The organism is Microbacterium sp. ZKA21 (assembly GCF_050434165.1).
GTDB lineage: Bacteria > Actinomycetota > Actinomycetes > Actinomycetales > Microbacteriaceae > Microbacterium.
Window position 1 is genome coordinate 314,552 of sequence record NZ_JBNPVV010000001.1, and the last position, 26,216, is coordinate 340,767.

26 protein-coding genes are annotated in these 26,216 nt (G+C 69.0%); 7 read left to right on the forward strand and 19 right to left on the reverse strand.

The genetic code is table 11. The features are described from left to right. The first annotated feature begins 56 nt into the window (after nucleotides 1-56). Together M2317_RS01645 and M2317_RS01650 are read left to right on the forward strand one after the other, a co-directional pair. On the forward strand, nucleotides 57-752 hold the full coding sequence (locus M2317_RS01645; RefSeq protein WP_429456694.1) for a YcnI family protein: 696 nt from the start codon (nucleotides 57-59) through the stop codon (nucleotides 750-752). A gap of 568 nt (nucleotides 753-1,320) precedes the next feature. Beyond that, on the forward strand, nucleotides 1,321-2,907 hold the full coding sequence (locus M2317_RS01650; protein WP_429456696.1) for a Mur ligase family protein: 1,587 nt from the start codon (nucleotides 1,321-1,323) through the stop codon (nucleotides 2,905-2,907). Nucleotides 2,908-3,058: 151 nt separating this feature from the next. Here the strand turns inward: M2317_RS01650 and dxr are convergent, their stop codons facing one another. Continuing rightward, nucleotides 3,059-4,138 carry a 1-deoxy-D-xylulose-5-phosphate reductoisomerase gene (gene dxr, locus M2317_RS01655; protein WP_429456698.1) on the reverse strand — a complete coding sequence of 360 codons (1,080 nt, stop codon included), beginning with the start codon at nucleotides 4,136-4,138 and terminating at the stop codon, nucleotides 3,059-3,061. 21 nt (nucleotides 4,139-4,159) lie between these two features. After that, a complete protein-coding gene (locus M2317_RS01660; protein ID WP_429456700.1) occupies nucleotides 4,160-5,107 on the reverse strand; it encodes an FKBP-type peptidyl-prolyl cis-trans isomerase in 948 nt (315 codons plus the stop codon). Between the two features lie 137 nt (nucleotides 5,108-5,244). Between M2317_RS01660 and M2317_RS01665 the strand changes: the two genes are divergently transcribed. Next, a complete protein-coding gene (locus M2317_RS01665) occupies nucleotides 5,245-6,024 on the forward strand; it encodes a lysophospholipid acyltransferase family protein (protein ID WP_429456702.1) in 780 nt (259 codons plus the stop codon). A gap of 35 nt (nucleotides 6,025-6,059) precedes the next feature. Here the strand turns inward: M2317_RS01665 and M2317_RS01670 are convergent, their stop codons facing one another. Next, entirely contained in the window at nucleotides 6,060-6,557 is a 498-nt protein-coding gene (locus tag M2317_RS01670) for an OsmC family protein (RefSeq protein ID WP_429456704.1), read from the reverse strand. Between the two features lie 34 nt (nucleotides 6,558-6,591). Here M2317_RS01670 and M2317_RS01675 point away from each other — a divergent pair, with 34 nt between their 5' ends. Both M2317_RS01675 and ald read left to right on the forward strand, forming a co-directional pair. Beyond that, nucleotides 6,592-7,587 carry an asparaginase gene (locus tag M2317_RS01675; protein WP_429456706.1) on the forward strand — a complete coding sequence of 332 codons (996 nt, stop codon included), beginning with the start codon at nucleotides 6,592-6,594 and terminating at the stop codon, nucleotides 7,585-7,587. Between the two features lie 55 nt (nucleotides 7,588-7,642). Then, nucleotides 7,643-8,830, forward strand: coding sequence for an alanine dehydrogenase (gene ald, locus M2317_RS01680; RefSeq protein WP_429456708.1), 1,188 nt, complete (start codon nucleotides 7,643-7,645; stop codon nucleotides 8,828-8,830). A 20-nt stretch (nucleotides 8,831-8,850) separates the two neighbouring features. Here the strand turns inward: ald and M2317_RS01685 are convergent, their stop codons facing one another. The 16 genes from M2317_RS01685 to prmC all read right to left on the reverse strand — a co-directional run bounded on the left by M2317_RS01685 (nucleotide 8,851) and on the right by prmC (nucleotide 24,571). Next, nucleotides 8,851-11,616 (reverse strand): FtsK/SpoIIIE domain-containing protein, encoded by a 2,766-nt coding sequence (locus M2317_RS01685; protein ID WP_429456710.1) that lies wholly within the window; start codon nucleotides 11,614-11,616, stop codon nucleotides 8,851-8,853. A 70-nt stretch (nucleotides 11,617-11,686) separates the two neighbouring features. Further along, the gene (locus M2317_RS01690) at nucleotides 11,687-12,463 is read right to left on the reverse strand and encodes a PP2C family protein-serine/threonine phosphatase (RefSeq protein WP_429456712.1); all 777 of its coding nucleotides are present in this window, start codon (nucleotides 12,461-12,463) and stop codon (nucleotides 11,687-11,689) included. 209 nt (nucleotides 12,464-12,672) lie between these two features. Further along, nucleotides 12,673-13,356: a DUF4870 domain-containing protein gene (locus M2317_RS01695; RefSeq protein WP_429456714.1), complete on the reverse strand. Its 684-nt coding sequence runs from the start codon at nucleotides 13,354-13,356 to the stop codon at nucleotides 12,673-12,675. A 127-nt stretch (nucleotides 13,357-13,483) separates the two neighbouring features. Then, nucleotides 13,484-14,239 (reverse strand): YaaA family protein, encoded by a 756-nt coding sequence (locus M2317_RS01700; protein ID WP_429456716.1) that lies wholly within the window; start codon nucleotides 14,237-14,239, stop codon nucleotides 13,484-13,486. 81 nt (nucleotides 14,240-14,320) lie between these two features. Further along, nucleotides 14,321-14,581: a F0F1 ATP synthase subunit epsilon gene (locus tag M2317_RS01705; RefSeq protein ID WP_264157494.1), complete on the reverse strand. Its 261-nt coding sequence runs from the start codon at nucleotides 14,579-14,581 to the stop codon at nucleotides 14,321-14,323. Between the two features lie 2 nt (nucleotides 14,582-14,583). Further along, nucleotides 14,584-16,035, reverse strand: a complete 1,452-nt coding sequence (gene atpD, locus M2317_RS01710; RefSeq protein ID WP_406249748.1) for a F0F1 ATP synthase subunit beta — start codon at nucleotides 16,033-16,035, stop codon at nucleotides 14,584-14,586. 24 nt (nucleotides 16,036-16,059) lie between these two features. Beyond that, complete coding sequence (locus tag M2317_RS01715) at nucleotides 16,060-16,959, reverse strand: F0F1 ATP synthase subunit gamma (RefSeq protein WP_429456718.1); 900 nt, start codon at nucleotides 16,957-16,959, stop codon at nucleotides 16,060-16,062. A gap of 18 nt (nucleotides 16,960-16,977) precedes the next feature. Further along, nucleotides 16,978-18,618, reverse strand: coding sequence for a F0F1 ATP synthase subunit alpha (gene atpA, locus M2317_RS01720; RefSeq protein ID WP_429456719.1), 1,641 nt, complete (start codon nucleotides 18,616-18,618; stop codon nucleotides 16,978-16,980). Nucleotides 18,619-18,665: 47 nt separating this feature from the next. Then, nucleotides 18,666-19,454, reverse strand: coding sequence for a F0F1 ATP synthase subunit delta (locus M2317_RS01725; RefSeq protein WP_429456721.1), 789 nt, complete (start codon nucleotides 19,452-19,454; stop codon nucleotides 18,666-18,668). Beyond that, nucleotides 19,454-20,002: a F0F1 ATP synthase subunit B gene (locus M2317_RS01730; protein WP_429456724.1), complete on the reverse strand. Its 549-nt coding sequence runs from the start codon at nucleotides 20,000-20,002 to the stop codon at nucleotides 19,454-19,456. Before M2317_RS01730 ends, M2317_RS01725 begins: the two co-directional genes overlap by 1 nt. A gap of 27 nt (nucleotides 20,003-20,029) precedes the next feature. Further along, entirely contained in the window at nucleotides 20,030-20,269 is a 240-nt protein-coding gene (gene atpE, locus M2317_RS01735; RefSeq protein WP_429456726.1) for an ATP synthase F0 subunit C, read from the reverse strand. A gap of 43 nt (nucleotides 20,270-20,312) precedes the next feature. Continuing rightward, entirely contained in the window at nucleotides 20,313-21,053 is a 741-nt protein-coding gene (atpB, locus tag M2317_RS01740; protein ID WP_429456728.1) for a F0F1 ATP synthase subunit A, read from the reverse strand. Nucleotides 21,054-21,232: 179 nt separating this feature from the next. Further along, complete coding sequence (locus M2317_RS01745; RefSeq protein ID WP_429456730.1) at nucleotides 21,233-21,742, reverse strand: hypothetical protein; 510 nt, start codon at nucleotides 21,740-21,742, stop codon at nucleotides 21,233-21,235. Continuing rightward, nucleotides 21,739-22,941: an MraY family glycosyltransferase gene (locus tag M2317_RS01750; RefSeq protein WP_429456732.1), complete on the reverse strand. Its 1,203-nt coding sequence runs from the start codon at nucleotides 22,939-22,941 to the stop codon at nucleotides 21,739-21,741. The genes M2317_RS01745 and M2317_RS01750 overlap by 4 nt, the downstream gene beginning before the upstream one ends. Continuing rightward, nucleotides 22,938-23,663: an L-threonylcarbamoyladenylate synthase gene (locus M2317_RS01755; RefSeq protein WP_429456734.1), complete on the reverse strand. Its 726-nt coding sequence runs from the start codon at nucleotides 23,661-23,663 to the stop codon at nucleotides 22,938-22,940. Before M2317_RS01755 ends, M2317_RS01750 begins: the two co-directional genes overlap by 4 nt. Before the next feature lie 50 nt (nucleotides 23,664-23,713). Beyond that, nucleotides 23,714-24,571 carry a peptide chain release factor N(5)-glutamine methyltransferase gene (gene prmC, locus M2317_RS01760; RefSeq protein WP_429456736.1) on the reverse strand — a complete coding sequence of 286 codons (858 nt, stop codon included), beginning with the start codon at nucleotides 24,569-24,571 and terminating at the stop codon, nucleotides 23,714-23,716. A 97-nt stretch (nucleotides 24,572-24,668) separates the two neighbouring features. Here prmC and cysK point away from each other — a divergent pair, with 97 nt between their 5' ends. Next, nucleotides 24,669-25,607, forward strand: a complete 939-nt coding sequence (gene cysK / locus M2317_RS01765) for a cysteine synthase A (RefSeq protein ID WP_429456738.1) — start codon at nucleotides 24,669-24,671, stop codon at nucleotides 25,605-25,607. After that, nucleotides 25,607-26,209, forward strand: coding sequence for a serine O-acetyltransferase EpsC (epsC, locus tag M2317_RS01770; protein WP_429456740.1), 603 nt, complete (start codon nucleotides 25,607-25,609; stop codon nucleotides 26,207-26,209). The genes cysK and epsC overlap by 1 nt, the downstream gene beginning before the upstream one ends. Nucleotides 26,210-26,216: the final 7 nt, after the last annotated feature.

The following is a 26,216-nucleotide window of genomic DNA, read 5'->3' on the forward strand; positions in this document are numbered from 1 at the left end:
CGGGACCCGGCGCCGCGCCAGGCGGCGACCGCCCATCAGACTCAGGAGAATCACTCATGTCACGTACCCCCTTCCGCCGCACCGCCCTCGCCGTCGCCCTCGGTGCCGGCCTCGCCATCGCCGCACCGGCCGTTGCCTCGGCCCACGTCGGCGTCACGCCAGACGCCCTCGCGGCCGATGAGGCCACCGTGCTCACGTTCTCGTTCACGCACGGCTGCGAGCACTCGCCCACCACCGCCCTGCGGATCACGATGCCCGAGGGCCTCGCCTCGGTCTCCCCCACGGTAGAGGCGGGGTGGGACATCGCGGTCGAGCGCGGTGACGACGGCCTCGTCGACGTCGTCACGTACTCCGCGGCCACCCCGGTGCCGACCGATCTTCGAGGTGCCGTCAGCATGCAGGTGCGCCCGGCGGAGGACGCCGCCGAATCGCTCGCCTTCCCCGTCGAGCAGCTCTGCGAGAGCGGAACCGCCGAGTGGACGGAGATCGCCGAAGAGGGCCAGAACCCGCACGATCTGGACGCCCCGGCGCCAGTCGTGAGCCTGGTCGCGGCCACGGACAGCGCGGATGCCGGCGATGGCGCGCACGCGGCATCCGGCGAGGCGGCAACCGAGTCGGCACAAGGGGACCAGTCGGCAGACGCATCCGACGCCGCCGAGCCGCTGGCGATCGCGCTCGGAGCAGGGGGCCTCGTGGCCGGCATCGCGGCCCTGGTCGTCGCGATCCTCGCGTACCGTCGCCGCTCGGCCTGACTACCCCGGGGTGGGAGCCCTTTGCTCCCACCCCGGCCAGAGCGTCCGCGACATCCTCCGGCACCGTCGGCTCCAGCGCGCCGGCGATCGCGCGAGGGGCCGACGGCCTCCTCGCCGGCCCCTCCGCCCCGGCCGTGACGATCCTCGCGTACCGTCGCCGCTCGGCCTGACTACCCCGGGGTGGGAGCCCTTTGCTCCCACCCCGGCCAGAGCGTCCGCGACATCCTCCGGTGCCGCCGACACCTCTGACTGGCGATCGCGCTCCGGACCAGCGGCCTCGTCGCCGGCATCGCGACGCTGATCGTCGCCTTCCTCGCCTAGCGACACCGCTCGGCGTAAGAGTCCGGGGGCGCTGCTCCCACCTCTCATCCAAAGCATCCGCGACATCCTCCGGCGCCGCCGACACCTCTGACTGACGATCGCGCTCCGGACCGGCGTCCTCGTCGCCGGTATCGCGGCACGGCTCGTCGCCATCCTCGCCTACCGACACCGCTCGGCCGACGACCCGGGGTGGGAGCATGCGCTCCCACCCCGGCATCCGCACACCGCGTGAGAAACTGGACAGGACATGGTCATCGAACCCGCATCCGCTCCCCTGCCTCCCGTTCTCCGCCCGGAGGACCCGCCTCGCAGATCGCTGGCGGAACTCGCCGACCACTTCGATCTCGACGTCCGCGGCGACCTGACGGGGTCGTACGCGCAGGGCATCACGCTCGCGACGGCTGATCTGCGCGGCGGGGAGATCTTCGTCGGCATCCAGGGGGCCCGCCGACACGGGGCCGAGTTCGCGCAGGCCGCGGCGGACCAGGGCGCCGTTGCGATCCTGACCGACGAATCCGGTGCCGCTCTCGCCGCGCCGACAGGGCTTCCCGTACTCGTCGCCGACGACCCGCGCGCGGTGCTCGGACACATCAGCGCCTGGCTGTACGGCACGGACCACGACATGCCGCAGCTGTTCGCCGTCACCGGGACCAACGGCAAGACCAGCACCGCCCACGTGCTCGAGGGCGTCCTCGGGCAGCTCGGCGTCACCACCGGCCTGAGCTCGACGGCCGAACGGCACATCGCCGGTCGCACCATCGTGTCGCGCCTGACCACGCCGGAGTCCTCCGAGATGCACGCGTTGCTCGCCCTCATGCGCGAACGCGACGTGACGGCGGTGGCGGTCGAGGTCAGCGCGCAGGCCCTTTCGCGGCATCGTGTGGATGGCATCGTGTTCGACGTGGCCGGCTTCACGAACCTGACGCACGATCATCTCGACGACTACGGCGACATGGCGACGTACCTCGAGGCCAAGCTGGCGCTGTTCCGCCCCGATCGCGCGCGCCGCGGCGTGGTCTGCGTGGACACGGCATCCGGGTGGGAAGTGGTCCGGCGGTCCGAGATCCCCCTCGTCACGGTGGGGGCGCCGCAACTCGCCGAGGACCGGGATGCCGCGGCCGACGCCGATTGGATCGTGACGATCGTCGACGAGAACCAGCGCGGCACGACCTTCACCGTGCAGGCCCCCGACGGCGCCGAGGTCACCACGAGCATCCCGGTCATCGGCGCGCACATGGCAGCCAACACGGGCCTCGCGATCGCCATGCTCGTCGAGGGCGGTCACCCGTTCGAGCGCATCGCCGCGTCCCTCGCCAGGGACGGACGCGTCGATGCGGCGCTCCCGGGACGCACCGAGCTCGTCTCGGGCGCCACCGGACCCGCCGTCTACGTCGACTTCTCGCACACGCCGGATTCCTTCGAGAAGACGCTCGCCGCGGTGCGGAAGGTGACCCCCGGTCGCGTCGTGATGATGTTCGGCGCGTCGGGCAACCGAGACACGCTCAAGCGTCCGGTCATGGGACGCGTCGCCGCCGAGGGCGCCGACGTCGTCATCGTGACCGATCACCATCCGCGGTACGAGGAACCCGCACCGATCCGCGCCGCGCTTCTGGAGGGAGCGCGCAGCGCCGGGTCGGATGCCGAGATCATCGAGGTCGCGGCTCCCGAGGACGCGATCCGCACGGCCGTCGGTATGACCGGCGACGGCGACGCGATCCTCTGGGCGGGTCCTGGGCATCAGGACTACCGCGAGATCGACGGCGTCCGGACGCCGTTCTCGGCTCGCGCGCTCGCCCGCCAGGCGCTGGAGGATGCCGGGTGGCCGGTCCGCTGACCCCGCCTGCCCCGCTCCGGCCCGCGCAGACCCGCGTGCGCTGACCTGTCCGACCCCGGCCCGCTCGCCCCGCGAGACTTGCCTTGTGCGGCGACACTTGCCCTGGCTGGCCAAGCATCACCCCGCAAGGCAAGTCTCGCGGGATGAAATGTCAGGAGGCGATGAGCCGGTCGGCGCGCTCGCGCGCCCAGCGCTCGGCCTCGTTCAGCGTCGCCACGGAGAGCACCTCCGGCGGCTCGTGCGCATCGACCACCGCGGCGATCGTGTCGACGATCCCGAGAAACGGCAGCCGGCCGTCGTGGAACGCGTCGACCGCCTGTTCGTTGGCCGCGTTGTAGACCGCGGGGAACGTCGCTCCGGCTCGTCCGACCGCTTTGGCCAGCGCGACGGCGGGGAACGCCTCGTCGTCGAGCGGTTCGAACGTCCACTGGGCCGGCTGCGTCCAGTCCATCGGTCGTCCGACTCCCCCGACCCTGTTCGGCCAATCCAGTCCGAGTGAGATCGCGAGTCGCATGTCCGGCGGAGACGCCTGCGCGATCGTCGAACCGTCGATGAACTCGACCATGGAGTGCACGATCGACTGGGGATGCACGACCACGTCGATGTCGTCGTAGTCCACGTCGAACAGCAGGTGCGCCTCGATCACCTCGAGTCCCTTGTTCACCAGCGTGGCCGAGTTCGTCGTGACGACCCGTCCCATGTTCCAGGTGGGATGGGCGAGCGCTTCGGCGGGGGTGACGTTCGACAACTCGCCGCGGGTACGCCCCCGGAACGGCCCGCCGGAGGCCGTGACGACCAGTCGGCGCACTTCTTCCTTGGACCCGGACCGCAGCGCCTGCGCGAGTGCGGAGTGCTCGGAGTCGACAGGGACGATCTGCCCCTCGGATGCTGCGGCCAGAACGAGCTCACCGCCGACGATGAGCGATTCCTTGTTCGCGAGAGCCAGGGTGCGGCCCGCCTTCAGTGCTTCGAGCGTCGAGCCGAGGCCGATCGATCCGGTGATCGCATTGAGGACCACATCCGCCTCGACATCGCGCACCAGTGCCTGCGCCTCGTCGGCACCGAGTGCGGTGTCGTCGACTCGGAACTCCTCGGCCTGCTGCGTGAGCAGTTCGGTGTTGGACCCCGCGGCGATCCCGACCAGCTCGAACCGGCGCGGGTTCGCTCGGATCACATCCAGCGCCTGAGTGCCGATGGAACCGGTGGAGCCGAGGACGATGACGCGACGCATGCCGCCAGCCTAGCGGCGAGGCTACTGCTGGGTGACGGCCGTCTGGTTCGCGAGGATGTCGATCACGAAGACGAGCGTCTTGCCCGCGAGCTCATGATCGCTGGTGCCGGCCTCGCCGTAGCCCAGCGCCGGCGGAATCACGACGAGCACCTGCGAGCCGACCTTCTGGCCCTCGAGAGCCTGGATGAACCCCTCGACGTAGGTGTTGCCCTGGATCGAGATCGGGGCCCCGTTCTGCCAGGACGCGTCGAACACCTCGCCGGTCTCCCAGTCAACGCCCTGGTACTGCAGCAGGGTCGTGTCCCCGGCCGCGACCGGCGCGCCGTCGCCCTCCTTGAGCACTGCGATCTGCAGCTCGGCCGGCGCCTCGGCATCCGGGATCTCGACGCTGGGCTCCCCGTCGTCGGCGAGCTTCACCGTCGGCATGCCGTCGACGGGCTCCTGCTCGGTGCCCCAGGCAGCGGTCGGCGTGACGCCGAGCACGTCGATGATGTAGAACTGCGCTGCGGCCTGCTCGCTGGTCGGGAACGCGACCGAGAGGCGCGTGCCGACAGTGGCGCAGCCTATGACCTGCGCGAGCGAGGCGTCAGCGGTGATCTGCGCGGGCAGGAGTTCGCCCTCGGTGTAGCCCGCGTCGCCGACCCGCTCACCGGTGTCGGCGGCGAATGCGCTCAGTGCGTAGGCGACGTAGTCGCCATCGGCGATCTTCTCGCCATCGCCCTCACTCACCACGGTGCGCTGCAGTTCGTCGACGGTCTGACCGGTCTCGAAGGTCGCGGTCGACACCTCGCCGAACGTTCCGTCGATCGTCACGCCATCCGATGCGTCACCGGATGCCGCCGCCACCGAGCACAGATCCGTCGAGGCATCCGGGGTCTCCGTGGCCTCCGGTGTGCTCGAGCCGCAGCCTGCGAGAAGCAGGGTCGCTGCGGCGAGGGTGGAAAGGAGGACGATCGGACGCGTGCGCACAGTGAAACCTCGAGTCGAAGAAGGGAACCCCACCATCCTGGTGCATCCGCCTTTGCCCGCGCTGGGAGACACAGCGAATCGAAAGCCGACGCGATTGCATTCCGATAACGGAATGATCTCGGGCGTAGGCTGAGCGGATGACCTCTGAGCCGTCCGACGCGCCCGAAACGTCGGTGGAAGAGTCCGATACCCCTCGCCACGCCGGTTTCACGTATACCCTCGGCCGCGCGGTCATCCGCCCGTTGGCGGGTCTGGTCTACCGACCGCGCGTCGAGGGAAAGGACAACGTCCCGCGCACCGGTCCCGTCATCTTCGCGAGCAATCACCTGTCGTTCATCGACTCGATCGCGATCCCGGTCGCCGCTCCTCGCCCAGTGCACTTCCTCGCGAAGTCCAGCTACTTCGAGGGCACCGGATTCAGCGGTGCCCTCAGTCGGACCTTCTTCGAATCCATCGGCGCGATCCCGGTGCGCCGCGGCGCAGGCCAGGCTGCTCTCGATGCGCTCGATCAGCAGCGCAAGCTTCTGGAGGAAGGGCTCGCGGTCGCTCTCTATCCCGAGGGCACTCGTTCGACGGATGGCCGGTTGTACAAGGGGCGCACCGGCGTCGCCTTCCTCGCCCTGCAGACCGGTGCGCCGGTCGTCCCGGTCGGCCTCATCGGCACGGACCGCGTCATGCCGAAGGGTGCCAAGATGCCCTCGCTGCGGGAGCGGATCACCGTGAAGTTCGGCGAGCCGATCGACGTCTCCCCGCACGGCCCTGCGTCCAGCGGAAAGGCCCGCCGTCTCGCGACCGACCAGATCATGGCCGCGATCCACGCGCTGAGCGGCCAGGAGCTCGCCGACGCGTACAACGAGGCCCCGGCGCAGGGAACCATCGAGAAGATCAAGCAGGCGCTGCCGCACGAGCGGCGCTGACCTTCGGCGGGCTCAGGGCCCGACCCGCTGCGGGCTCAGAGCCCGACCTGGAGTTGTCCCTGGGCCGCGGTGACCGTCGCCTCGTGGTGCACCGGGAAGTTCACCGAGTTCGCGATGAAGCACCACGCGTTGGCCTGGGCGTGCGCCTGCTCGGCGGCGGCGATCATCCCGGCATCCGCCACGACGACCTCGGGATGCAGAACCACCTCGGCGAACGCACCGCCGCCTTTCCCGTCCTCGCGCATGACGCCGGTCGCCCGATCGCGATACGACACGACGACGACGCCGGCCGTGACGCACGCGTGCAGGTACGACAGCAGATGGCATTCCGACAGGGATGCGAGCAGGAGATCCTCGGGGTTCCACCGCGCAGGGTCGCCGCGGAACGGCTTGTCCGCCGAAGCGAGCAGTTCGGGCTTGCCCTCGATCCCGATCGTGACGTCGCGGGCGTATTCGCGGTACCCGCTCGTGCCCGTGCCCTGATTGCCGGTCCAGGTGGACGTCAGTTCGTAGTGGTGTTCGCCCAGGCTCATGTCTCCAGTCTGGCACCCGCGTTAGGCTTGTGAGGTGCTGGAGACTCTCACTGCTGCGGATGCCGTCGAACTCGCTGTCGTCGAACGGAGCGGCTTCATCGAATCCCGCCATGTCGGCGCCGCCGTGGTCCTCTCACCCGAGGGCGATGTCGTCGCCAGGCACGGCAACGCGGATGCGCTGATCCTTCCGCGCTCCAGCCTCAAGCCGCTGCAGGCCGTGGCATGCATCACGGCAGGCGCCCCGCTCGAGGGTGAGCAGCTGGCGCTGTCCACAGCCAGCCACGTCGGCACGGACCGTCATGTCGAGACCGTGCGCGAGATGCTCGTCGCCGGCGGCCTGAACGAAGACGATCTCGGCTGCCCGCCGGCGTGGCCGAGCGACAGCGCAGCGCGTGACGACCTCGTGCGCGATCACGGCTCCCCCAGCCGCGTGCGCATGAACTGCTCGGGCAAGCACGCGGCGATGCTCCGCGCCTGCGTGGCCACGGGCTGGCCGACCCAGGGGTATCTGGATCCGTCGCATCCGCTGCAGGTCCACATCCGCGAGGTGGTCGAGCGGCTCACGGGCGAGAAGATCGCGCACACGGCGATCGACGGGTGCGGTGCACCCGTGTACGCGATGACGCTGACCGGTCTCGCTCGCGCGATCCACCGGATCGGGTCGGCATCCGAGCGATCCCCGTTCGCCCTGCACCGGGTCGCGGGCACACTCGTGCGCGCAGTGCGCGAGAACCCGTGGACCATCGAGGGCCCCGGCCGCCCCGACACGATCGCGATCGAGAAGCTCGGCGTGTTCGCCAAGGGCGGCGCGGAGGGCGTCATGGTCATGGTCGCCCCGAACGGAGCCACGGTCGCGCTGAAGATGCTCGACGGCGGTGCCCGCGCCTCCACGATCGTCGCCGCGACGCTGCTCGTCCGCGCCGGCGCACTCGCCGACGCGGACGTGCGCGCGCTGGCCGAACAGCTTCCCCTCGCCATCACCGGCGGCGGGAGCGATGTCGGGGTCATCCGCCCCGGCAGCGCCATCTGAGCCCCCACCTGGGGCGGTGATCCCCCTCGATGAGGAGGGGAGGAAAGGAGCCACGATGAGGATCAGCGTCCCCACCGAGGTGAAGAACAACGAGTACCGCGTCGCTCTCACGCCCTCCGGCGTGCACGATCTCGTGAGGAGCGGCCACGAGGTGGTCGTGCAGGCGGGAGCAGGTGCCGGTTCGTCCATGCCGGATGCCGAGTACGTCGACGCCGGTGCCCTCCGGGTCGACGACCCGGCCGAGGTGTGGGGCCGCGCGGAGCTCGTGATGAAGGTCAAGGAGCCGATCGCGAGCGAGTACGCGCACTTCCGCGACGACCTCACGCTGTTCACCTACCTGCACCTCGCCGCCGATCGCCCGCTGACCGAACGGCTGATCGCGTCCGGCATGACCGCGATCGCGTACGAGACCGTCCAGCTCGCCGGCGGCGGACTGCCGCTGCTCGCCCCGATGAGCGAAGTCGCCGGCCGACTCGCGCCGCTCGTCGGCGCGCACACGCTGATGCGTTCGCAGGGCGGTCTCGGCCTGCTGATGTCCGGCGTACCCGGGACCCGGCCCGCGCGCGTGACCGTGATCGGCGGCGGCGTCGCCGGCGCCAACGCGGCGGTCGTCGCGAGCGGCATGGGCGCGGATGTCACGATCTACGACACGAACATCGCGCGTCTGCGGATGCTGGACGATCACTTCGGCGGCCGCGTCAAGACCGCGGCATCCAACCCGATGGACCTCGGACGTGCCGTCGTCGACTCCGACCTGGTCATCGGCTCGGTGCTGATCCCGGGCGCGCGAGCGCCCAAGCTCGTGACGAGCGACATGGTCGAGCGGATGCGACCCGGCAGCGTCCTCGTCGACATCGCGGTCGATCAGGGCGGATGCTTCGAGGACACGCACCCGACCACGCACGATGCGCCGACGTTTCCTGTGCACGACACCGTGTTCTACTGCGTCGCGAACATGCCGGGCGCGGTGCCGAACACGTCGACCTCGGCTCTGACCAACGCCACTCTTCCATACGCACGCGCGATCGCGGCGAACGGGTGGCGCGCGGCGATGACGAAGGACGGCGCGCTCGCCGCCGGATTGAACATCACCGGCGGGTCGGTCGTCAACCCGGGCGTCGCGGCCGCGCACGACCTGCCGCTGACGCCGCTGGCCGACGTGCTCCGACCGCTCGGTCGGCCCGCCACAGATCGGCCGGACCGCGCTCAGCCGGCCGGACCCGGACCGCCTGATCCTCGCTGAGCAGCGCCGGGCGACTCTGCTCAGCCGGCCTCCGTCTCGCGCGGCAGCACCACGCGCGTCGGAGGCCGGCCGTCGAGCACACGCCATGCACGTGCCCGGTGCGGCCGCGCGTAGGGAGCGAGCTCGCGGACGCCGACCATCGTGCGCAGCTGCGCTGCGCATTCGGCGATCACCAGGATCTCCCCCTCCGCGCGTACACGCTGCCACCTGGTCCAATCGCGCTGCCAGCTCTCGCCGTCGCCGACGATGATGCAGCCCGTCGTCCCTTCGACGGCACCTGGTTCCCCCTCCCCTGCTGCCGCCGCGGCAGGTCCCGCGGGAACGACCTCCCAACCCGGGAATGCCGATCGGAGCCCATCGAGGAGGCGACCGGAGCCGTTGCCGACGATCCCAATGAGACGGCGTTCCGGATGCCAGCGGTCCTCCGATGCCGGGCCATCGGAGGCGGGCGTGTCGGGCCCGGACGGCACCCAGGCGACCTGCACCTCGCGTGCCGCCAGATGCCCCCGCCCGGCCGGTCGCTCGCGGAGGAAGGTCGCGGTCTCGCCCCCCGCAGCGAGATGCTCGCTCCGGGTGGGCAGTCGGAGCAGCATCCGCTCCGGGAGCGCCTCGAGCACACGGGTTGCCGTGCCGGACGACCGCCCGGCTGTGAGCACTACTCCGCGCCCTTCCGCTGCGCGGATGAACTGCTCCATGCGATCCGCGAAAGCGAGCGCGTAATCGGTCGGATAGGCGGCGAGCAGCCGGTCCACGTCGTCGCAGAGGATGAGGCTCGCGGCCGTCTCACCGCGTTCCAGGACGCCGAGGGCGTCCCAGGCGCGCTCCGGGTCGGACGGGATCGTGAACGCCGTCGGATCCTGCGCGCGCAGTGTCCGGAGCACGGTGCTCTTTCCGGCGCCGGGTCCGCCGATCACTCCGAACCCGCGCTCGCGCCCCGCACGCAGCGTGATGACCGGCTGCCTCTGGCGCTGCGGCTCATCCGCGAGCCCGATGATCGCCTCGCCCGCCGAGGCTGGCGCGAGCGCATCCAGCGGGAGCATCGTCGGCAACGCGGGCAGCCACGGACCGAGCGGTCGTTCGACGTGCGACCAGCGCGTGACGATCTCCTCGAGATGGTCGTGCCCGGTCAGCGCCACCCGCATCGCACCGGCCGCAGCATCCTGCGGACGGCGGACGAATGCGATGCCGCGCGCGAGCGGCCCGCCATCGAGGTCGGCGGCGTCTTCGGATCCGATCACCATCCGGCTGTCCGCGGGGTCCGAGACGCGCAAGCTGATGCGCAGCGGGCAGTTCGCCGCGAGTGCATCCCTGATCACGCCGGCCGCGCGCTGCGTGCCGAGGATCAGATGCATGCCGAGCGCTCGTCCTCGTGCGGCGATGTCGGTGAACACGGCGCCGAGATCCGGATGCTCCTGCAGCAATGCTGCGAACTCGTCCACCACGATCACCAGGCGCGGCATCCGCACTGCGGGGTCGGAGATGTCCTTCGCCCCTGCAGCGGCGAGAATCCGTTCCCGGCGTCGCAGTTCGGCGGTGAGACTCTCGACCCCTCGTCGTGCGCCTTCTTCGTCCAGATCGGTGAGCACGGCCGTCACGTGCGGGAGCCCCGCGAGCGGGTCGAAGGCAGTCCCGCCCTTGAAATCGGCGAGGACGAACACCACCTCCTCCGGCGCACGCGTCGCGGCGATGGCGGCCACCCAGGTCACCAGCAGCTCGCTCTTGCCGACCCCCGTCATCCCGGTGACCATGGCGTGCGGCCCGTCCGCGACCAGGTCGACCACGACGTCGCCGTCGATCCGGCGTCCGATCGCCGCCGCCAGTCCGCCCGGCCGCGCCTCGATCGCTGCCAACTCTGCCAGTCGCACGCGCTCGGGCAGTTCCGCTGCGCCGCCGATCCGCTCCGCGCTGGCGCGTGCGAGCTCGGCGAGCTGCGCCGCGGACAGGCATTCGACGGCGATCCGCTGGTCGCCGTCCGCCGTGCGCAGCGTCGCGTCGGTCGGGTCGGTGCAGTCGATCACGGTCGTGATGCCGTCCGGCACCGCATCCCCCTGATCGCAGACCCAGATCACGGAGTCGGCTGCGGATGCTGCTTCACCGCCCAACCCGAGACCGACCGACCAGGCCCCTCGCATGCCCGATCGGGCGTGCCCGAAGCTCCAGCCCTCGGGCAGCGGTCCCGCCAGAACGAGCCGGGACGGCAGGTACCGCAGGCACAGCTGTGCGACGAGAGCCCGCGCGATCGCGAGTCCGATCGTGCGTGGTGCCCTGATGCAGACACCGCGCCCCAGCGCGACAACGACCGGCGCGTCGTCGAGGAGTACCGCCCGCCGGCGCATCTCGCGGCCCCGCTCGTCGTCGCCACCGGTGAGCCGGATCTCACTCGGTGTCTCGCCGCAGCCCAGCACGATTGCCGTCCCTGCGTCCACCGGAAGATCCTCATGCAGGGGTTCCGCCGTCAGGCACCTTGCCACGTCGGGATGCCTCCGCCACAGGCGAGCGCTCTCCTGTCTCCGTCGTTCGGCGAGCTCGTCCTCCGCGCGTGTCCATGCCGCCTCGGCCTCTGCGGCCAGACGCTTGGTCTCACGACGACGCTGGCGGATGCCGTCGAGCAGGGAGCCGAAGATCATGAGCGGCCCGAGCAGTGCGAAGCACAGCGACAGGATCGAGCCGGTGACCGTCCAGAGCACGACACCGGCGGCCAACGGGACGAGCGCCGCGACGAACGGGATCGGCGGGCGACGCGGCGGAGGGACGGCGGCCGGGAGTGCGATGGAATCGGACGTCATGCCGCCCAGCGAACACCCTCAGCGCGGCGCGGGGAGCCCTGTGCACAGGGTCACGCCCGGAACCGGCGGATCAGGACTCTGTGGAGGGCGAGTGCGCGACGACCTGCACGACGATGAGCGTGACGTTGTCGCGCCCGCCGTTCTCCAGCGCGGCATCCAGCATCGCGTCCACGGCAGCGGCCGGGTCCGAGTGCTCACGCAGGAAGTGCTGGATCCCGTAGTCGGTCAGTTCCTTCGTCAGCCCGTCCGAGCAGATGACGAAACGGTCCCCGTCGTGGACCTCGATCCCGAGGTAGTCGGGGGCGAAGAGTTCACTGGCCCCCACCGCGCGCGTGATCACGTTGCTGTAGGGATGACCCTCGGCCTCTTCCGGACTCAGCCTGCCGGAGGCGATGAGCTCCTGAACGACCGAGTGGTCCGTCGTGATCTGGGCGAGCTGGTCGTCCCGCAGCAGGTACACGCGGGAGTCTCCGATGTTCAACGACACCCAGCGCGGCGGGTCCGAGACGACGTCGATGTAGACGCCGGTCAGGGTCGTGCCCGTTCCCTCGTCCGTCGTCTCGGGATGCGAGGCGATGTCCTTGACGGCGAGGGCGAGCGCGTTCTCGATCGTCTCCGCATCGACGGTGCCGTTGTGCACGACGGCCTCGAGCCGCTCGATGGTGCTCCGGCTCGCGATCTCGCCCCCGGCATGACCGCCCATGCCGTCGGCGACGACGAACAGCGGGTACTCCGCCAGGAAGGCGTCCTGATTGGAATCGCGACGACGACCGCGATCGGTCGCTCCCGCCCAGGTCAGCGTGAAGCGATCGTCGACGTCGAGCGTCTGCGCTGTTCGGTCAACCACGAGCTTCCTCCGGTGTTCCAGCGGCGATCCGGGTGGCCGCAGGACTCCCACACATCGTAGTGGACACGGAACGGTGCGAGAACGCCATGCCTCAACGCTATCCGGTGTGGGACCCGGCGGATGCGGAAGACGCCCGGCCGTGTCGCCGCACACAGGAGAGGGGCTCCCGACGAGATGTCGGAAGCCCCTCTCCTGTCACGCGTTCGCGATCACTTCACCCACTTGGGGGCGAGGTAGAACTTGCCCTCCTGACCCGACTGCAGCTGCGTCGGGACGTTGATCGCGTGGATGATGCCGATGATCAGCTGAGCGATCGGCAGCAGGAAGTACAGGAACGCCCCGATCCCGAAGGTGACGATCGTGAGCAGACCCGCGGCCGCATACGCGATCACGACGATGATCTGGTAATTGAGGTTGGCCGCGTTCGCGCGCTGATAGTTCGGCGCGACCTTGTCCTTCTCGACCAGGTAGAAGATCAGCGCCGGAATCCAGCTGAAGAACACCGAGAGCCACAGGTTCGCGGTGATGTTGCTCGGCTGGAGCGGTGCCCCGCCGTAGCCGGGGGCGCCGTAACTGGCCTGCTGACCGTACTGCGGCTGCCCCGCGGCGGGGTAGCCGGGCTGAGCGTACCCGGGCGCGGGCTGGGCGTATCCCGGAGCGGGCGGCGCGGGCTGACCGTAGACCGGTGCGCCGGGCTGGGCCTGAGCGGGCTGCTGAGGCGGGACAGGCGGCTGCGGAGCTGCCGGAGGAGCCACCGGAGGCTGCGGGGCGGCAGGCGGCGTGGCCGGAGGCGCTGCGGGCTGCTCCGGTGCGGTGGGCGGAGTCGGCGGCACGCCAGCTCCGGGCTGCTCTGAGTTGTTCGGATCCCCGGATCCGGTTGCATCGTTCGACATGGAAGTCCTTCCCTGGAGTGGCTTCTTCAGAAGCCGAAGCACGACTACTCTCCCATACCGCTCCAGACCAAGCAACGAACCGCCCGGCCCGTCGGACACGTCGTGCCGGACCCCGATGCCGCACGCCTCAGGATGCGACGACGAGCTCCCAGATGCCCTGCTCCGGGGTGGTCCGCAGCCGGATACCGCTCCTGCCCGCCCACTCCAGGAGCTCCTGTGCCGACCGCGGCACGAAGCGACCTTCGGCGAAGGCGCGGACGAATGCACCCTTCGCCTTCTTGTTGAAGTGGTTGAGCGCACGGGTCGTGCCGTCGGCATCCGTCACGACGCGCACGTACGCCGAGGGCACGGATGCCGGGACCGGCCCGAGCGCGACATAGGCCTCGCTGCGCAGGTCCAGCACGAACGGTGCATCCTGCTCCGCCAGCGCGAGCGTCACGGCATCCGCCCAGTGCCTCCGCAGCGGCGGGACCCCTGGCAGGGACGTCCCCGCCGAGAGCCGGTACATCGGGATCGGGTCGAGCGCCGCGATCGGGCCGAGCGGTGCCGAGTGGATCAGCACGTGCTCATGCAGACGCGCTCTGGCCGCGGCGTCCAGCGTCGCGGCATCCAGTGCGTCGTAGAGCACGCCGGTGTACCTGTCCACCGCCGGCATCGTCGGAGCGGTGCGCAGCTCGCGGTTGTGCTGCACATCACCGGACTGACGCTCGCTCAGTTTGAGCACGCGGCGAGCGGCGGCCTCATCGGCGGCGAGCCCCACCAACGCATCGATGACGCTCTCCCGGTGCGCGCGCAGCGCAGGCAGCGCCAGATGCTCGCTGCGCAACGGCGACGGCGCACCGCCGACGCGCTTCGTCTCAGACGGCGGCAGAAGGATCTTCATGGGTGCTTCCCTGGCGGACGCGTCGAGGCGCCCGCCCCGGAGAACCGGAGACGGGCGCCTCGATGAGATGAATCGGTCGGATCAGGCGATGAGCGCGGCGTTGCCCGCCACGATCGTCAGGGTGTCGCCCTCCATGGAGAGGAACCCGTCCTGCGCGTTGGCGAGCACCTTGGACCCGTCCTCACGGGTGATGCGCACCTCGCCCTGCGCGAGGATGGCGAGCACGGGCTCGTGACCGGTCATGATGCCGATCTCCCCCTCGACGGTCTTGGCGACGACGAGGCTCGCCTCGCCCGACCAGACCTCCGCATCCGCGGAGACAAGGCTGACGTTCAGGGCCATGATCAGGCGTTCTCCTTCTGGATCTTCGCCCACTGCTCTTCGACGTCGGAGATGCCGCCGACGTTGAAGAAGGCCTGCTCGGCGACGTGGTCGAACTCGCCCTTGGCGATCGCGTCGAAGGACTCGATCGTGTCCTTGAGCGGGACCGTGGAGCCCTCGACGCCGGTGAACTTCTTCGCCATGTAGGTGTTCTGCGAAAGGAACTGCTGGATGCGACGTGCACGCGACACGACGATCTTGTCCTCTTCGGAGAGCTCGTCGACACCGAGGATGGCGATGATCTCCTGCAGTTCCTTGTTCTTCTGGAGGATCTGCTTGACCGTGGTCGCGACGCGGTAGTGGTCCTCGCCCAAGTAGCGGGGGTCCATGATGCGCGACGTCGAGGTCAGCGGATCGATGGCCGGGTACAGACCCTTCGACGCGATCTCGCGGCTCAGCTCGGTCGTCGCGTCGAGGTGCGCGAAGGTCGTCGCCGGAGCCGGGTCGGTGTAGTCATCGGCGGGCACGTAGATCGCCTGCAGCGAGGTGATCGAGTGACCACGCGTCGACGTGATGCGCTCCTGGAGCACGCCCATCTCGTCGGCGAGGTTCGGCTGGTAGCCCACGGCCGAGGGCATGCGACCCAGCAGCGTGGAGACCTCGGAACCGGCCTGCGTGAAGCGGAAGATGTTGTCGATGAACAGCAGCACGTCCTGCTTCTGCACGTCGCGGAAGTACTCCGCCATCGTCAGTGCCGACAGCGCCACGCGCAGACGCGTTCCCGGCGGCTCGTCCATCTGGCCGAAGACGAGGGCGGTCTTGTCGAAGACGCCCGCCTCTTCCATCTCGGCGATCAGGTCGTTGCCCTCACGAGTGCGCTCGCCGACACCGGCGAACACCGAGACGCCACCGTGGTCCTGAGCCACACGCTGGATCATCTCCTGGATGAGGACGGTCTTGCCGACGCCGGCGCCGCCGAACAGGCCGATCTTTCCACCCAGCACGTAGGGCGTGAGGAGGTCGATCGACTTGATGCCGGTCTCGAACATCTGCGTCTTCGACTCGAGCTGGTCGAAGTTCGGCGCCTTGCGGTGGATCGGCCAGCGCTCGGTGATCTCGATCTGCTCACCCGGCTCGGCGTTGAGGACCTCGCCGATCACGTTGAAGACCTTGCCCTTGGTGACGTCGCCGACGGGGACCGAGATGGCCTCGCCGGTGTCGCGCACTTCCTGGCCGCGGACGATGCCGTCGGTCGGCTTCAGGGCGATGGCGCGGATCAGATCGTCACCGAGGTGCTGTGCGACCTCGAGCGTGATCTCGGTCGACTCGTCGCCGATCGTGATCGTGGTCTTGAGCGCGTTGTAGATCTCGGGGATCGAGTCGTGCGGGAACTCGATGTCGACGACCGGGCCCGTGACGCGTGCGACGCGCCCGACGACCGCGGTCGCAGCCTCAGCTGTGGCGGTGGGGGTCATATCTTCGTCTCTTTCTTGAGGGTCTTATTTGCTCGACGAGAGCGCGTCGGCACCGCCGACGATCTCTGCGATCTGCTGCGTGATCTCCGCCTGGCGCGCGTTGTTGCGCAGACGGGTGTAATCGGTGATGAGCTTGTCGGCGTTGTCGCTGGCGGACTTCATCGCCTTCTGCGTCGCGGCCTGCTTGGCGGCCGACGACTGCAGCAGGGCATTGAAGACCCGGCTCTGGATGTACACCGGCAGGATCGCGTCGAGCACGGTCTCGGCATCCGGTTCGAACTCGTAGAGCGGGTAGACGGCGCCAGCGGCATCCGTCTCGTCCGACTCCGTGATCTCGAGCGGAAGCAGACGCACCGTCTCCGGGCTCTGCGTCATCATGCTCACGAAGCGGTTGTACACGAGGTGGATCTCATCCACTCCCCCGTTCGCACCGCCGCGGTTGAAGGCCTCGAGCAGCGCAGCCGAGATCTCCTCCGCAGTGGAGAAGTGCGGGGTGTCCGTGTCACCGGTCCACTCCGCAGCCGCCGCGATGCCGCGGAACTGGAAGTAGCCGACGGCCTTGCGACCGATCAGGTAAAACACCGGCTCGCTGCCCTCGGAGCGGATGAGCTCCGCCAGCTCCAGCGCCTCTCGCATGATCTGCGAGTTGAAGGCACCGGCGAGACCGCGGTCCGACGAGAAGATCACCACCGCGGAGCGGTGGACCGTCTCGGGCTCACGGGTGAGCGGGTGATCGACATTCGAGTACGTCGCGACGGCGGAGACGGCTCGGGTCACGGCACGCGCGAAGGGAGACGACGCGCGGACGCGCGCCATCGCCTTCTGAATGCGCGAAGCCGCGATGAGCTCCATCGCCTTCGTGATCTTCTTGGTCGTCTGAGCAGAAGAGATCTTCTGCTTGTAGACCCTGAGTTGAGCGCCCATAAGTGCGTACCCCGCGCGTTACGCGCGACGACCCTTGACGATCTTCTCCTGGTTGACGTCCGAGGCCTCTGCCGCAGCGTGCTCCTCGTGCCCAGGGGCGCCGATGGACTGTCCCTTGCCGCCCTGGAACTCCAGGATGAACGCGTCGGTGGCCTTGGTCAGCTCGGCGACCGTGGCGTCGTCCAGCACGTTCGTCTCGCGCAGCGTGTCGAGCACCTTGGTGTTGCGACGCAGGTGATCGAGCAGCTCGCGCTCGAAACGGAGGACATCGGAGACCTCGATGGTGTCCAGCTTGCCGTTGGTGCCGGCCCAGATCGAGACGACCTGGTCCTCCACCGGGTACGGCGAGTACTGCGGCTGCTTGAGCAGCTCGGTCAGTCGCGCACCGCGGGACAGCTGGCGACGAGATGCCTGGTCGAGGTCGGAGGCGAACATCGCGAACGCCTCGAGCGAGCGGTACTGCGCCAGCTCGAGCTTCAACGTACCCGAGACCTTCTTGATCGACTTGACCTGGGCGTCACCACCGACGCGCGACACCGAGATGCCCACGTCGACCGCAGGACGCTGGTTGGCGTTGAACAGGTCGGACTGCAGGAAGATCTGGCCGTCCGTGATCGAGATCACGTTGGTCGGGATGTACGCCGAGACGTCGTTCGCCTTGGTCTCGATGATCGGGAGACCCGTCATCGATCCTGCGCCGAGCTCGTCGGACAGCTTCGCGCAGCGCTCGAGCAGACGCGAGTGCAGGTAGAAGACGTCACCCGGGTAGGCCTCGCGGCCCGGCGGGCGGCGCAGCAGGAGGGAGACGGCACGGTAGGCCTCGGCCTGCTTCGACAGGTCGTCGAAGATGATGAGGACGTGCTTGCCGCCGTACATCCAGTGCTGACCGATCGCGGAGCCCGTGTAGGGAGCGATGTACTTGAAGCCGGCCGGGTCGGAGGCGGGAGCCGCGACGATGGTGGTGTACTCCATCGCACCGGCGTCCTCGAGGGCGCCCTTCACCGAGGCGATGGTCGAACCCTTCTGGCCGATGGCGACGTAGATGCAGCGAACCTGCTTGTTGGCGTCGCCGGACTCCCAGTTGGCCTTCTGGTTGATGATCGTGTCGATCGCGATCGCGGTCTTGCCGGTCTGGCGGTCGCCGATGATCAGCTGACGCTGACCGCGTCCGACCGGGATCATCGCGTCGATGGCCTTGATGCCCGTCTGCAGCGGCTCGTGCACGCTCTTGCGCTGCATGACGCCTGGCGCCTGCAGCTCGAGCTCGCGGCGACCCTCGGCAGCGATCGCGCCGAGGCCGTCGATCGGAGTGCCGAGCGGGTCGACCACGCGGCCGAGGAAGCCGTCGCCGACCGGGACGGAGAGGACCTCACCCGTGCGGGTGACTTCCTGACCGGCCTCGATGCCGGTGAATTCGCCGAGGACGACGACACCGATCTCGTGCTCGTCGAGGTTCAGCGCCAGGCCCTTGGTGCCGTCGCCGAACGTGACGAGCTCGTTCGCCATGACGCCGGGCAGTCCCTCGACGTGCGCGATGCCGTCGGCGGCGTCGATGACGGTGCCGACCTCGGTCGCTGCAGCGCCACTGGGCTCGTAGGCGGCGGCGAAGTCCTTCAGCGCGTCACGGATGACGTCGGGGCTGATCGATAGTTCTGCCATTGTCTTCCCTTTGTATCTGGGTGCGCGGTTCCCCGCGCGAAGTCGTGTTAGCCGGCGAGCTTCTGGCGAAGATCGGCGAGTCGTGCGGAGATGCTGCCGTCGATGACGTCATCGGCGACCTGAACGCGCAGGCCTCCCACGACGCCTGCGTCGATGATCTCGGTGAGCGTCACCTGACCGTCGTAGCGACGGGACAGGCTGTCGACCAGGCGGTTGCGCTGTGCGTCGCTCAGAGGCGTCGCCGTGTGCACGGTCGCGACGATGAGGCCGCGCTGCGCTGCGACGATGCGGATGGCGCGGTTCAGCAGCTGGCGCACCCGGCGCTCTCGCGGCTGGCGCACCAGCGACGAGATGATCAGCGTGGCCGGGGCACCGGTCGCACCGCTGATGACCTTCTCGACCAGCGCACCCTTCGCGTCCGAGTCGCCCAGGCGGCTGCCCAGCGCGAGCTCGAGCTCGGGGTTGCCCGAGACGACCCGGAGGAAGCCGAACAGCTCTCCCTCGATGTCGTCCTTCGGCTTGGCGATCGCCACCGCGCGGATGGCGAGCTCCTCGATCCCGTCGATGAGATCGGAGGCGTCCGACCAGCGCTGCACGGAGAGCGAGACGAGTGCGTCCTGCGCACTCGCCGACAACCCGGCGAACACCGTACGGACGACCTTCTCGCGTGATTCGGCCGTGGCAGACGGGTCTGCGAGCGCGCCGCTCAGCTGGGACGAACCGCCCACCAGCCGCGCGGCGGCGAACAGCTCTTCCGCGGTGCCGAGGGTCACGCCCTTGGCCTGCGAGAGAGCCGCCGTCGTCGCCGACAGAGCCTGAGTGGTCGCGCTGCCCATTACTTTGCCGCCTCGGATGCCTCGAGGTCGGCGAGGAAGCGATCGACCACTGCCGTGGCACGCGCGTCGTCGGAGAGCGTCTCGCCGACCACGCCACCGGCGAGGTCGAGGGCGAGCGTGCCGACCTCGGAGCGCAGCGAGACCAGAGCGGACTGGCGCTCCGCCTCGATCTGCGTGTGCGCGGCTGCGGTCACGCGTGCGGCTTCGCTCGTCGCGGCATCCTTGGCCTCGGCGACGATCTTCTTGCCGTCCTCACGGGCGGCCTCACGGATCTCACCGGCCTCGGTGCGCGCCTCGGCGAGCTGGCGGGTGTACTCCTCCAGCGCGGCCTCGGCCTGCTTCTGAGCCTCATCCGCCTTCGCGATGTTGCCCTCGATGGCTGCGGAGCGCTCGTCGAGCATCTTCGTGAAGCGCGGAAGGGCGACCTTCCAGACGACGACGAGGATGACGACGAACCACAGGGCCGACCAGATGATGTCGTACCACGCGGGGATCAGCGGGTTAGGCGTTTCCTCGGCCGCGAGGTTCGTGACAAGAGCGTTCAGCATCCTGTCTCCTTCAGAAGTCGGTATGGATCAGGCAGGGAAAGGGATGAATCCGACGGCGATGCCGACGAATGCAAGCGCCTCGGTGAAGGCGATACCGATCCACATGAGAACCTGCAGGCGGCCGGCCAGCTCGGGCTGACGAGCGACGCCCTCGATCGTCTTGCCGACGACGATGCCCACACCGATGGCCGGACCGATCGCTGCGAGGCCGTAGCCGACTGCCGCGAGGTGACCGTTGATGTCAGCGAGAACCGTAGTTGCGTCCACGGGTTTTTCCTTTCGTTGGGTGGGAAGGCAGTTGCCGACCCGCTCAGTGCTCTTCTGCCACCGCGAGCTGGATGTAGATCGCGGTGAGGACGGTGAAGACGTAGGCCTGCAGGACGACGACCAGGATCTCGAAGATCGTGAACGCGCCACCGAAGGCGAGGGTTCCGATGCCGAGCAGCGACCATCCGCCGCCGGCCGTGAAGAAGAAGAACCAGGTGGCCGAGAAGCACAGCACCAGGATCATGTGCCCGACGACGAGGTTCATCATGAGTCGGAGCGTGAGCGTCACGGGCCGGATGATGAAGGTCGAGATGAACTCCAGCGGCGTGACGATGATGTAGACGGGCCACGGGACTCCGGCGGGGAAGAGCGAGTTCTTCCAGAACCCGAGGGGGCTCTTCTTCATGCCTGCGTAGATGAACGTCACGTAGCTGATGATCGCCAGCGTGAGCGGCACGGCGATGATCGCGGTACCCGGCATGTTCAGGAACGGGATGATGCCCGTGATGTTCATGAACAGGATCATGAAGAACATCGTCGTGAGGATCGGCAGGAAGCGGTCGCCGTCCTTGCGTCCGAGCAGGTCGTGCGCGATGCCACTGCGGACGAAGCCCAGGCCCATCTCGACGACGCTCTGGAAGCGGCCGGGGACGACGCGCATGCGTCGCGTGCCGAGCCACAGCAGCAGCACCACGGCCAGCACCGAGATGAACTGGATCAGGTGGATGCGGTGCACCGGCACGCCGATGACGCTGAACAAGATCTCCGGGAAGAAGTCGTCCATCGACGGGCCGTGGAACTCGCCATCGGCGGCCAGGCGGGGAATCAGGGTCGCAGCAAGATTAGACAGCGCGGGCTCCAGCTTCGGGGCACCGGTTCAGAACCGGGGCGACGATGGTCGGTGTGATGCGGTGGCGCAAGCGCTCATGGGACACGAGCGGGCACTCCTCAACACTATCAGAATCAGGACTTGGGCAAGTTCGGCCCGGCCCCGTCCGCATTGGTCGACGGCTCTTCGTCCTCGGGATTGACGGTCGGCAGCGAGATATCGCTGACGTTGGGCAGACGCATCCGGGTGAGCACGACCACGTCGATGATCAGCGACATCGCGACGCCGGCGACGATCGACAGGAAGAACACCATCGGCACGATCCACGGCTGACCCGCCAGCACGATCATGATCACGACGAACAGCCCGAGCTTGAGCAACCACCCGCCCAGTACGATCGCGAAGAAGAACTGCACGTACAGCGGGTCGCCGTACCAGCGGTTGGCGATCAGGATGCTGAGGCCGGTGATCCCCAGGAACACGACGGCGAGCAGAACGCCGAGCAGACCGCTGGCGAGGCCCTCTCCCCCGGCCACGGCGAAACCGATCCCGCCGGCGAGGACCGCCAGGATGCCGGCGGCGATGGCGGACCAGATCAGGGTCCTGCGCAGGATTGGCGTGCTTGAGACAGGACTCGGGCTCATCGGGGCTCCAGGGTTTCGGTGGCGGAGGCTGCTGCCTCCGCCGTCGACGGATCGGGGGTGGTCGTGTCGGCGGGCGCAGCGCGCCTGGTCGGCATCAGGGTGACCACGAGGCAGGCGGCCACGCCGATCGCGCCGAAGATCGCGCCGATCCAGTACTGGCCGGGCCAGTCCTCCCTGGTGCCGATGTACATCAGCAGCAGCGCGAGCGAGATCACGGCGGTCCAGGCGTAGAAGATCAGCACGGCGTCGCGGTCGCGGTGGCCGAGATCGAGCATCCGGTGGTGCAGGTGCTTGCGGTCGGGCGAGAACGGGGACTTGCCGGCGCGCATCCGACGGAAGACCGCGAGGCCGAAGTCCAGCAGCGGCAGCATGACGACGACGATCGGCAGCAGGATCGGGATGAAGGCACCGAGCAGCTGGGAGCGCCCGAACTCCTCCGGGTCGAGCGCCGATGCGGGCCACTGCCCGGTCAGCACCACGGTCGACGTCGCCATGAGCAGGCCCATGACGAGGGCTCCGGAGTCGCCCATGAACAGCTTCGCCGGGCTCCAGTTCCACGGGAGGAAGCCGATGCACGCGCCGATGAGGGTCGCGGCGAGGAACGTCGACAGGTTGAAGTAGGTGGTGGCGCCGATGTCGCGCGAGACGATGTACGAGTAGGCGAAGAACACGCTGTTGGCGATGAGGCAGACACCGGCGACGAGGCCGTCGAGCCCGTCGATGAAGTTGACGGCGTTCATCACGATCACGATCGCGAACATCGTGACGGCGATGCTGACCCAGCTGGAGAACAGGATCATCTCGCCGAACGGCAGCGAGAGGATCTGCATCCCGCCCCAGACCGTGATGATGCCTGCCGCGAGGAACTGCGCGCCGAGCTTGATCATCCAGTCGAGGTCGATGAGGTCGTCGATCACCCCGATCACGGCGATGAGCAGAGCGGCGCACAGCACCGACCACATGGTCTGCGGCGGAACCCACAGCGTCGCGAAGAACGGGTTCGCCGCCGAGACGCCGATCGCGGTGGCGATGCCGAGGAAGATCGCGACGCCGCCGAGCCGGGGCGTCGGCGTGGTGTGCACGTCGCGCTCGCGGATGCCCGGGTACAGCTTGAACCTCAGGCTGAGCTGCCAGACCACCCACGAGAGCGCGAACGTGATCGTCGCTGTGAGGATGATCGTGAACAGGTACTGCTTCACGCGGTGCCGTCCGAGACGTCGTCCGGATCGACGTCGCCAGGCTGCTCGGCGCGCTCGAGGAGGTCGCCGAGCACGTCTTCGAGCTGTTCGCGGGTGATCGCACCCTCGCGGAGGATCCGGACGAGGGGCTCCGGTGAATCCTCGCCGCGGGCGACGAGCGACGTCGCGTCGATGATCGTCGAGGCGATGCCGTCGCGGCTGATCCCGGTGTCCAGGTAGACGGTCACGCTGTCGCCCAGCATGCTGAGGGCGTCGGATGCCGTGAGGGCGGCATCCTTTCCGGTGAGGTTCGCGCTGGAGACGGCCAGCGGACCGGTCTCCTCGAGCAGCTCCAGGGCGACGCGGCTGTCCGGCATCCGGACGGCGACCGTGCCCTGCGTCTCCCCGAGGTCCCAGCTCAGCGAGCGCTGAGCGGGGAGCACGATCGTGAGTCCGCCGGGCCAGAAGGCGTCGACGAGTCGCTGAACGGGCTCGGGGACGCTTTCGGCGAGTGCGTTGAGCGTCGACGGTCCCGCCACGAGGACGGGCGGCGGCTGGTTGCGTCCGCGACCCTTCGCATCGAGCAGTCGTTGCACGGCTGCAGGCGAGAAGGCGTCGGCGGCGACGCCGTAGACGGTGTCGGTGGGGATGACGATGAGCTCGCCGCGGCCGATGGCCTGGCGGGCACGGCGCATGCCGGCGAGCAGCTGCTCCTCATCGCGGCAGTCGAAGACAGGGGACATGACGGGTCGATTCTACGCGGAGGTGTCTGGGAAGCGGGGGACGCGGATGCTCAGGGTCGGATGGCCGTCGTCGCACGGTCGCGGTGAGTGAGGTCGGGATGCGTGGCCGCAGCGCGCCAGCCGTCCGCCACGAGCAGCGCACGGATCTGGGCGCCCTGCTGCTCGCCGTGCTCGAGGACGAGCAGGCCGCCTGGGCGCAGCAGCTCCTGTGCGCGCCTGCTGAGGACGCGGACGACGTCGAGTCCGTCCGGTCCGCCGTAAAGCGCCAGCGCCGGATCGAACAGGCGCACCTCGATGTCCCGCGGGATGGCGTCATCGGGAACATACGGCGGGTTCGAGATCACCACGGCAGCCTGGCCGTCGAGCTCGTGGAACGCATCGGCGAGGTCGTCGTTGACCAGGGTCAGATTCGATGCGGATGCCGTGTTGCGCGCCGCCCATTCGTAGGCGTCCGGCGACAGTTCCGCGGCGTAGATCCGCGCATGCGGCACCTCCGTGGCCATCGCCAGCGCGATGGCGCCCGATCCGGTGCCGAGGTCAACGCCGATGGGCTCGGCATCCGGCGCGTTCAGGAGCGCATCGATCGCGAACTGCGCGACCTGCTCGGTCTCTGGACGCGGGACGAAGACGCCGGGGCCGACGGCGAGCTCGAGGTGCCGGAACGGGGCGGTTCCGGTGATGTGCTGCAGCGGTTCGCGTGCCGCGCGGCGCTCGGCGAGCAGCGCGAGCGCCGCGGCATCCGCATCCTCCAGCGCATCGCCACGGACCACCGCCGCCTGCACGGCACCGCGGCCGAGGCCTGCGACGTGGCCGATGAGGAGCTCGGCATCCACGACGGGATCCGCGACCCCGGCATCCGCGAGCTGCTGGGCGACGGAGCGCAGGAGCGCGGCGATCGAGACGGGCATCCCTCCAGCGTACGGCGCAACGGAGAGTCACATATGCGCCGCCGCTATGCCGCTCCCCTAGGCTGACGACAGTCACCCGCTCAGGAAAGGCGTCTTCATGCCCGGAATCCACTCCGACATCACCACGGCGTTCGGCAACACCCCGCTGGTCAAGCTGAATCACGTGACCGAAGGGCTCAGCTCCGAGGTGCTCGCGAAACTCGAGTACTTCAACCCCGGATCCAGCGTCAAGGACCGTCTCGGAATCGCGATCATCAACGCGGCCGAGAAGGACGGATCCCTCACGCCGGGCGGAACCATCGTCGAGGCCACCAGCGGCAACACCGGCATCGCGCTCGCGCTCGTCGGCGCGGCCCGTGGTTACAAGGTCATCCTGACGATGCCGGCATCGATGTCGAAGGAGCGCCGCGTGCTCCTCAAGGCATTCGGTGCCGAGCTCGTGCTCACAGACCCCGCGGTGGGCATGAAGGGCGCTGTCGCCGAGGCCGAGCGCATCGCCGAGGAGACCGACGGCGCGATCCTCGCTCACCAGTTCGAGAACGAGGCGAACGCGCAGATCCACCGCGAGACCACCGCCGAGGAGATCTGGCGCGACACCGACGGCGACGTCGACATCTTCGTCGCCGGCGTCGGCACAGGCGGCACCATCACCGGCGTCGGCCAGGTGCTCAAGCAGCGCAAGCCAGGCGTGCAGGTCATCGCCGTCGAGCCGACCGCGTCGCCGCTGCTCTCGCAGGGCACCCCTGGTCCCGCCAAGATCCAGGGCATCGGACCGAACTTCGTCCCGCCGATTCTCGACACCGATGTGTTCGACGAGGTCGTCACGGTCGAGTTCGAGGACGCCATCGCCACGTCGCGTGCCCTCGCCGCCAAGGAGGGCCTGCTCGTCGGAATCTCCAGTGGTGCGGCCGCGTGGGCCGCCCTGCAGGTCGCCGCGCGCCCCGAGAACGCCGGCAAGAAGGTGGTCGTGATCATCCCCGACACCGGTGAGCGCTACCTGTCTACGGCACTGTTCGAGGACCTTCGCGAAGATTGATGGGCCGTATCAGACGGGCTGTCGAGCCCGTCGAATCGTGGGTCGGGCGGATGCGCGAGGATGTCGCGTCCGCCCGACTTCGTGACCCTGCCGCGCGCAGCGGACTGGAGATCGCACTGCTCTACCCCGGCCTGCACGCCATCTGGGCGCACCGAGTCAGCCATGCGCTGTGGACCCGCGGGCTGCGCTTCCCTGCGCGCCTCGGCTCGCAGCTGAGCCGCTGGCTGACCGGCATCGAGATCCACCCCGCAGCGCAGATCGGCCGCCGCTTCTTCATCGACCACGGCATGGGCGTCGTGATCGGCGAGACGGCGGAGATCGGCGATGACGTGATGCTGTACCACGGTGTGACGCTGGGTGGACGGACCAGGGACGCCGGCAAACGGCATCCGACGCTCGGCAACGGCGTGGCCGTCGGCGCGGGTGCGAAGATCCTCGGACCCGTGACGATCGGCGACCGCACGGTCGTCGGCGCGAACGCGGTCGTCACGAAGGACTCGGCGGCCGATTCGGTGCTCGTCGGCATCCCCGCCAAAGCGCGCAGCCGCGTGGCCGGCGAGGACACGCGCGCCCTGCTGACGGCGCCCGAATATTCGATCTGACTCGGGT

Coding starts and splice junctions, on each gene's coding strand:
- M2317_RS01645 (WP_429456694.1), top strand. CDS start 57: ATGTCACGTACCCCCTTCCGCCGCACCGCCCTCGCCGTCGCCCTCGGT.
- M2317_RS01650 (WP_429456696.1), top strand. CDS start 1,321: ATGGTCATCGAACCCGCATCCGCTCCCCTGCCTCCCGTTCTCCGCCCG.
- dxr (WP_429456698.1), bottom strand. CDS start 4,138: ATGCGTCGCGTCATCGTCCTCGGCTCCACCGGTTCCATCGGCACTCAG.
- M2317_RS01665 (WP_429456702.1), top strand. CDS start 5,245: ATGACCTCTGAGCCGTCCGACGCGCCCGAAACGTCGGTGGAAGAGTCC.
- M2317_RS01670 (WP_429456704.1), bottom strand. CDS start 6,557: ATGAGCCTGGGCGAACACCACTACGAACTGACGTCCACCTGGACCGGC.
- ald (WP_429456708.1), top strand. CDS start 7,643: ATGAGGATCAGCGTCCCCACCGAGGTGAAGAACAACGAGTACCGCGTC.
- M2317_RS01685 (WP_429456710.1), bottom strand. CDS start 11,616: ATGACGTCCGATTCCATCGCACTCCCGGCCGCCGTCCCTCCGCCGCGT.
- M2317_RS01695 (WP_429456714.1), bottom strand. CDS start 13,356: ATGTCGAACGATGCAACCGGATCCGGGGATCCGAACAACTCAGAGCAG.
- M2317_RS01700 (WP_429456716.1), bottom strand. CDS start 14,239: ATGAAGATCCTTCTGCCGCCGTCTGAGACGAAGCGCGTCGGCGGTGCG.
- M2317_RS01705 (WP_264157494.1), bottom strand. CDS start 14,581: ATGGCCCTGAACGTCAGCCTTGTCTCCGCGGATGCGGAGGTCTGGTCG.
- atpD (WP_406249748.1), bottom strand. CDS start 16,035: ATGACCCCCACCGCCACAGCTGAGGCTGCGACCGCGGTCGTCGGGCGC.
- M2317_RS01715 (WP_429456718.1), bottom strand. CDS start 16,959: ATGGGCGCTCAACTCAGGGTCTACAAGCAGAAGATCTCTTCTGCTCAG.
- atpA (WP_429456719.1), bottom strand. CDS start 18,618: ATGGCAGAACTATCGATCAGCCCCGACGTCATCCGTGACGCGCTGAAG.
- M2317_RS01725 (WP_429456721.1), bottom strand. CDS start 19,454: ATGGGCAGCGCGACCACTCAGGCTCTGTCGGCGACGACGGCGGCTCTC.
- M2317_RS01730 (WP_429456724.1), bottom strand. CDS start 20,002: ATGCTGAACGCTCTTGTCACGAACCTCGCGGCCGAGGAAACGCCTAAC.
- atpB (WP_429456728.1), bottom strand. CDS start 21,053: ATGGACGACTTCTTCCCGGAGATCTTGTTCAGCGTCATCGGCGTGCCG.
- M2317_RS01745 (WP_429456730.1), bottom strand. CDS start 21,742: ATGAGCCCGAGTCCTGTCTCAAGCACGCCAATCCTGCGCAGGACCCTG.
- M2317_RS01755 (WP_429456734.1), bottom strand. CDS start 23,663: ATGTCCCCTGTCTTCGACTGCCGCGATGAGGAGCAGCTGCTCGCCGGC.
- prmC (WP_429456736.1), bottom strand. CDS start 24,571: ATGCCCGTCTCGATCGCCGCGCTCCTGCGCTCCGTCGCCCAGCAGCTC.
- cysK (WP_429456738.1), top strand. CDS start 24,669: ATGCCCGGAATCCACTCCGACATCACCACGGCGTTCGGCAACACCCCG.
- epsC (WP_429456740.1), top strand. CDS start 25,607: ATGGGCCGTATCAGACGGGCTGTCGAGCCCGTCGAATCGTGGGTCGGG.